This window comes from Microcoleus sp. LAD1_D5, from assembly GCF_036702115.1.
Classification (GTDB): Bacteria; Cyanobacteriota; Cyanobacteriia; order Cyanobacteriales; family Microcoleaceae; genus Microcoleus.
Genome location: NZ_JAUBSA010000141.1, coordinates 1 through 5,793, shown reverse-complemented (window position 1 = coordinate 5,793; position 5,793 = coordinate 1). Strand labels below are relative to the sequence as shown.

The window sequence follows — 5,793 nt, the reverse complement described above, 5'->3', positions numbered from 1 at the left end:
ATAATTATGAGTTAGCTCTAGGGGGATTAAATTGAAAACCTTCTATTATAGCATAGATTTTTTTTGCAAGAGGTCTAGTCAAGCGTCGATCTCTTGAGTGCGATCGCCTCGCTTATTAAGTCAAGGTTTTCTAAATTTGACATGACTGCCATCTCTATCAAACCAACCTCTAAAAGCCCAATTGATGTATCCACCATCACCTTTGTTAGCGAACTCACCATCTTCAAAAACCCAGATTCCGTAAACAACGCTGTCATAATTAGCAGAGCCATAGAGCTGAACGCCGTTGAATCGATCCTCGTAATCTTGGCTCAAATTGAAAACCATCACGTTGTACTGCTCTTTAGCAGAATAGAAGGCGGTCTCCATTAGATTTTTTACAAATCCCTCTCGGTTTTGATTAGCGCTAACACCAGATGCAATTGCTTGACCAATCCCAAGCACATCCACATCAATGTTCAAACTTGCACCCAATTCCAAAGGCATAGTGGTTATCTCCTGACTTCGATATTTATCTCTACTTACTTTGTGAGTTTTCTGCAACGATCGATTTATAGAGTCAAGCGTAAATCTGTTACTATCTATGAGCTGCCAACCGCACAAGCCATGACAGACTAAATACTAGAAAAGATTCCGCCAACTGAACAAATCAATGTTTCCCCTTTTTTTCACACACTAATCTTGTTTGTCCATTTTCAGAGAATGTTCGCACAACAAGCGAATCACGAGTACCAATGTTTTCTTTACAAGTTAGAGTTTCAGCTCGGTCTGGTACTCTAACTTTAATTTCTAACTCTGGATCTATGCATTCACTATTACCTCCAGGGCAGCAGTCTTGTCCTCCTTTGGGAATTGTTCCACTCCATTTCTTGAACGTATTTAAAAATGAACGGCTTGTTGTGTCTTCTCCTTCAATATTGAAGTCTGTTCTGTTAAAAACACAGTAGGCGAAAGCAGGAATGGTCGCTAACACAAAAATGCTAGTAGCAAAAATTCCATGTATACAAATTAAACCAAGTTATTTTTTCATTGTGTTTTGTTCTGTGAAACAAACGAAGTATCAGATTCTACTCGCAATCGCTCCTCAACTAACCTCATACCCTGACAGTGGAATGAGATTGTTTAAACAAGCGAATTGTGAAAAAGTAATATTTAGCCAGCAGGATCGGATTCGTGTCCAAACCACACTGTTGCATAGCCTTTATAGATGCCAACACCCATTGCATTCCAGGGTTGAGTCCAAATACCCTGGTTGAGAATTACACTGTTGTGAGCGGGACTATTTTTCCATGATTCAAGTGCTGCTTCAGGTGTTATATTTCCACCTAGACGACCCGTAGCAATTTCATAACCGTTACCCTGATAAGAGGTTAACCGCTTGGGAGCATCCCACATACATTTTTGACCTTCCTCATTATTGGGATCGTAAGCACAGTTGCTCCAGCTATGTGTAGTCTCAGTAGCAAAGCTATCCAAGTCTTCTACGTGGGTTTGAGCCACATAATCGAGCGATGGCGATCGTGGAATTATTTCTTGCATCCCATTCGCGGCGCGATATTGATGGATCAAGTTGTATAACGTTTGCGTTTCCATGTTTCAACTCCTTTTGCTAGTTTTTGTTGAAGGGTTTGGTCTTACCTGAGTTGCGAAGAACTAAGGGTTGTACCAAAAAATCAGACATAACGATATTTTCATCTTGCGATCAGATGTATTTTGTACAAGGGTTCCAGATAAGTTGTGCAGCCCGTCCAGAACACTTGCTAAAAACTTTTTGAGAGCAACAGAATTCTTAGTAGTGCGCCATGTTTTCGCAAAAGATGCTATCACCCATGCTGACACCCAACATCTCGGTAAAACGCTTGTAGAAACCTACCCTGTCGTTAACCTTGTCATTAGTAGGAATACTACATTCAAGACCGCCATTGATAATATTGATAGTCATACCAAACCCAGGCGCACGTCCCTTACTGGCATCGTCAGGAGAAGGTGTCCAACCGCCAGTCATTACTGCGTGACAAGAAGGTTTAGGTGCTTGCGGGGTCATCCAGAACCACAAAGCAGTTTGGAAAGCAATAACTCCATCCGTCTTAACTAAGTCAGGGTTATTAAGCAAATCCGCGCCCAAAGCTTGACCGACTTGACCGTAATTGTAGTTCCACGACAGTTGTATTGGACCTCGACCGTGATAGGAGCGACCAGACGCACAAGGATAGGTGGTATTCGATGCGTCACAGTATTGACTTGTGGGATTTTGCTCTTCAATAAAGTGTAGACCCCAAGCAAAACGTCCACCAGGGGCAGCGTCCCAACCTCCCGTCGTCTCATGGGCAATATTTGTTAGGAACGCGGCTGCCTCCTGTTTGCGTTGCTCATCTGAACCCTCATGGCAAAACAGGGGGTACTTCTGAGTTGCCGTCACCAGACTGTCGTAAGCGTACAAAGCGTTACGGTTGGGAAACATGGCTTCATAAGTTTCAGAAGGTATAATACTTGGGAAACCATTACCTCCTGGTAAAGTGACAGACCCGTTAGGAATGCAGAGTTTCTGACCTGCTTGCAAATTGCTAGCATCATTGTCTGTCAATGAGCTGCCATCTGGTTTTTTAATTTCACGCCAAAGATTACCATCACCTAATTGTTCTTGAGCGATGTTATAAGGCGTATTTCCAGCCTCTACTATGTACGCTCGGCCAACTGTACAAGACATAAATTGCCTCAACTGAGTAGGTTGTTCAAATTGGAAAGTAACCAACAAGCTTGTAGACTATTTCTGCTTGCGATTCCCTCTGTAAACCCACTGTAAGGTGATACACCCAAGGAATGTGCTAGCCTGTAGTTGAGTTTTGATCCCATACAAAAGACCTGCCATGAAGCTGACTCTTAATTGAGGGAATAACCTGTACTTTTGGCTGGGTGTCGTGCAAAACCACAGGCTGGCAAGGCTTTTCGGAGGGCGATCGATTGCGCGATTTTAGATTTTAGATTTTAGAATTGCTCCCACGGGCTGTAGCGATCGCCGGTGATGAGTAGGCTACGCTTTTTTCAAGGGTTCACGGCCTGTACCGGGGGGCTGTGACCAAATTGCTTCCCGTCAGCATAAAAAATCAAATACAAATCAACCCGGTTGCTGTCATATACTCCAAAAAGCCGATCAAAAATCGTACCAAATATCAACTTTAATAAATTTTCACTATTTAGATAGATGTCGTATTGTGAGCTTTTTATATACGATGTTTATATCTAGTTATTGATAGAATTGCCGTGATTTTTCCCAACCCTAGTCCGTTTCCAGGCCCCCAGATTCCCAGTACCGAACCGGGGCTGCCAACTATACCCGCATCGCCACCAGTGCCGGGCCCCGTTCCCGAACCGATTCCCGGGATAGTACCGGAGCCGGTACCTGCGCCAATTCCCCAGCCAATTCCCGAACCGGTGCCGGAAACTGTACCCTCTCCAATTCCTCAGACAGTGCCGGAACCTATTCCTCAGACAATCCCTGAACCTGTATAGATTATGTTTTAGTCGATCGCGAAATTTAAGATTGTTTGTGAGGTCGATCGCAAAAACCGGCTTTCTCCAAAGTCCCCAATCTTTTTGATGAATATCAGACTTGAAAAAACTCGGTTTTTGCGTAGATTATCGATTACTTGAAGTTGAGCGCAGTCTCTTTACACAGGTCAACAGCACCCAAAGCAGTCCATTTGCCGTCCTCGTATTCGGCCATGACATCAAAAACACAGCCCGCATCCGAACCCTCGTAGTCAGCTCGATCCCACTCAAAATCTGCCTTTTCCCGATCGGCAATCGGGGCGTCTAACTCGTTTTTTCCCCACGCCTCCTTATCGGGAGGAGACATATAGATGGCTGTCATCGTCTTGCCGCTGTTGTTAATCACCGAAATTTTGACGATCTGAGCGAAAACGCTAGCTGCTGTGAGCCCTAACAGAGGCAGCGACAGCCCCACAGCCATCGTTACTTTGCTTAACCACTGGTTAACCATTGAGCCATCTACCTCAAGTTGTATATTTATTCAAGCTTAGCAGTGGAAGTTAGAACACACAAGTCATATATATTGCTATTCCTTATGATATTTTGAAACAGTGATATGTTTCTAAATAGCTATGCTTACTGCCGGAATTGTCGGACTGCCTAATGTTGGCAAATCTACTTTGTTTAATGCTCTGGTTGCTAATGCCAAGGCGACTGCTGCTAATTTTCCTTTCTGTACGATCGAGCCAAATACGGGTATCGTGGCAGTGCCAGACGAACGGTTGAAGGTGCTGAGCAATATTTCCAATTCCGCGCAAACTGTGCCGACGCGGATTGAGTTTGTGGATATTGCGGGTTTGGTGAAGGGGGCGAGTCAGGGGGAAGGACTGGGAAATCAGTTTTTGTCTCACATTCGGGCTGTAGATGCGATCGTCCACGTTGTCCGCTGTTTTGAGAATGACGATATCATTCACGTTGCGGGTTCTGTCGATCCGATCCGAGATATTGACATTATTAATCTCGAATTAATTTTAGCAGATTTAGCTCAAATTGAACGCAGGCTCGATCGCACTCGCAAACAAGCCCGCAACAACAAGGAAGCCCAGGCTGAAGTGGACGTGCTCGAAAAGTTGCTCGTGGTTTTGAATGCCGGGAAACCAGCGCGGCAGTACAATTTTACAGATGAAGAAGCTGAATTAGTTAAAGGTTTGGAACTACTGACCAACAAGCCGATTATCTATGCTGCTAACGTGTCTGAGGACGATTTAGCAACCGGAAATAGCTATGTCAAACAAGTGCAGGAAGTAGCCGAAGCAGAAAATGCTAAGGTTGTCATAGTTTCGGCACAAGTTGAGTCAGAATTGGTGGAGTTATCCGAGGAAGAACGAACGGATTTCCTAGAATCTCTGGGGGTGAAAGAAGGTGGCTTGAAATCTCTGATTCGAGCTACTTACGAATTATTGGGTTTGCGGACTTATTTTACTAGCGGGCCCAAGGAAACTCGCGCTTGGACAATCATAGCGGGAATGTTAGCACCGCAAGCTGCGGGGGTTATTCACTCTGATTTTGAACGGGGTTTCATCCGGGCCGAAACTGTAGCTTATGAAGATTTGGTTGCTACGGGGACGATGAAAGCGGCTAAGGAAAAAGGCTTAGTTCGCAGTGAAGGAAAAGAGTATGTTGTACAAGAAGGGGATGTGCTGTTGTTCCTATTTAATGTTTAGCTTTTTTTCAAGGAGATGAACACATGGATATCGTTTCGCTGGCAATTGCTTGGCTGGTAACTTCGGTGAGCTTTTTTATTATTTCCAAGTTACCCATCGGGGTGGACATTGACACTTTTGGAAAAGCGATGATTTCGGCGGCGGTTTTTGGATTGCTGAATGCTTTGGTGCGGCCGCTTTTTGTGGTTTTGGGTTTTCCATTGGTGTTGGTAACTTTTGGTTTGTGGATAATTGTTATTAACGCGATTATCTTTGGATTGGCGGCTTGGCTAGTCGAAGGATTTCGCTTGCGGTGGGGAATTTGGAGTGCTTTGCTGGGTGCTATAGCCCTCGGTTTTATCAACTCTTTGCTCTATGAGCTATTGCGGACTCTGCCTAGTGTAAGGTAGATCCGGGTAATGCGGGGGGCGGAAGGAAGGGCCGGGTTTATTCATCCTGTTAGTTATCGCAAATATTTCAGGGGAAACCCGCCCCGACGGCAAATATTTTAGGTTTAATTCCTCCATAAGCTGTTGCACATTTAAACTGTGATACAAGCATTGCCCTTATTTTTGATTTTGCGACCCCATTTAATTATTAA

At 44.4% G+C, this 5,793-nt stretch carries 8 protein-coding genes; 3 read left to right on the top strand and 5 right to left on the bottom strand.

The features are described from left to right. Nucleotides 1-120 precede the first annotated feature (120 nt). From QUA70_RS27775 to QUA70_RS27760, 4 genes are all read right to left on the bottom strand, one after another. A complete protein-coding gene (locus QUA70_RS27775) occupies nucleotides 121-486 on the bottom strand; it encodes a hypothetical protein (protein ID WP_333328457.1) in 366 nt (121 codons plus the stop codon). A 163-nt stretch (nucleotides 487-649) separates the two neighbouring features. Continuing rightward, entirely contained in the window at nucleotides 650-973 is a 324-nt protein-coding gene (locus QUA70_RS27770) for a hypothetical protein (protein ID WP_333328454.1), read from the bottom strand. 179 nt (nucleotides 974-1,152) lie between these two features. Continuing rightward, a complete protein-coding gene (locus QUA70_RS27765) occupies nucleotides 1,153-1,593 on the bottom strand; it encodes a CAP domain-containing protein (protein WP_333328451.1) in 441 nt (146 codons plus the stop codon). Between the two features lie 196 nt (nucleotides 1,594-1,789). Then, entirely contained in the window at nucleotides 1,790-2,707 is a 918-nt protein-coding gene (locus QUA70_RS27760; protein ID WP_333350982.1) for a chitinase, read from the bottom strand. Nucleotides 2,708-3,261: 554 nt separating this feature from the next. On the opposite strand from QUA70_RS27760, the gene QUA70_RS27755 reads away from it, so the two are divergent. Continuing rightward, entirely contained in the window at nucleotides 3,262-3,510 is a 249-nt protein-coding gene (locus tag QUA70_RS27755; protein ID WP_006633102.1) for a hypothetical protein, read from the top strand. A gap of 133 nt (nucleotides 3,511-3,643) precedes the next feature. On the opposite strand, the gene QUA70_RS27750 is transcribed toward QUA70_RS27755, so the two are convergent. Continuing rightward, entirely contained in the window at nucleotides 3,644-4,000 is a 357-nt protein-coding gene (locus tag QUA70_RS27750) for a hypothetical protein (RefSeq protein ID WP_333350983.1), read from the bottom strand. 121 nt (nucleotides 4,001-4,121) lie between these two features. Here QUA70_RS27750 and ychF point away from each other — a divergent pair, with 121 nt between their 5' ends. Continuing rightward, a complete protein-coding gene (gene ychF, locus QUA70_RS27745) occupies nucleotides 4,122-5,213 on the top strand; it encodes a redox-regulated ATPase YchF (protein WP_333350985.1) in 1,092 nt (363 codons plus the stop codon). Between the two features lie 23 nt (nucleotides 5,214-5,236). Next, entirely contained in the window at nucleotides 5,237-5,602 is a 366-nt protein-coding gene (locus tag QUA70_RS27740) for a phage holin family protein (protein ID WP_333328440.1), read from the top strand. The last annotated feature ends 191 nt before the right edge of the window (nucleotides 5,603-5,793 follow it).

Bases quoted from the DNA above. Each gene is read 5' to 3' on its own strand.
- ychF (WP_333350985.1), top strand. From the start codon at position 4,122: ATGCTTACTGCCGGAATTGTCGGACTGCCTAATGTTGGCAAATCTACT.
- QUA70_RS27765 (WP_333328451.1), bottom strand. From the start codon at position 1,593: ATGGAAACGCAAACGTTATACAACTTGATCCATCAATATCGCGCCGCG.
- QUA70_RS27775 (WP_333328457.1), bottom strand. From the start codon at position 486: ATGCCTTTGGAATTGGGTGCAAGTTTGAACATTGATGTGGATGTGCTT.
- QUA70_RS27760 (WP_333350982.1), bottom strand. From the start codon at position 2,707: ATGTCTTGTACAGTTGGCCGAGCGTACATAGTAGAGGCTGGAAATACG.
- QUA70_RS27750 (WP_333350983.1), bottom strand. From the start codon at position 4,000: ATGGTTAACCAGTGGTTAAGCAAAGTAACGATGGCTGTGGGGCTGTCG.
- QUA70_RS27740 (WP_333328440.1), top strand. From the start codon at position 5,237: ATGGATATCGTTTCGCTGGCAATTGCTTGGCTGGTAACTTCGGTGAGC.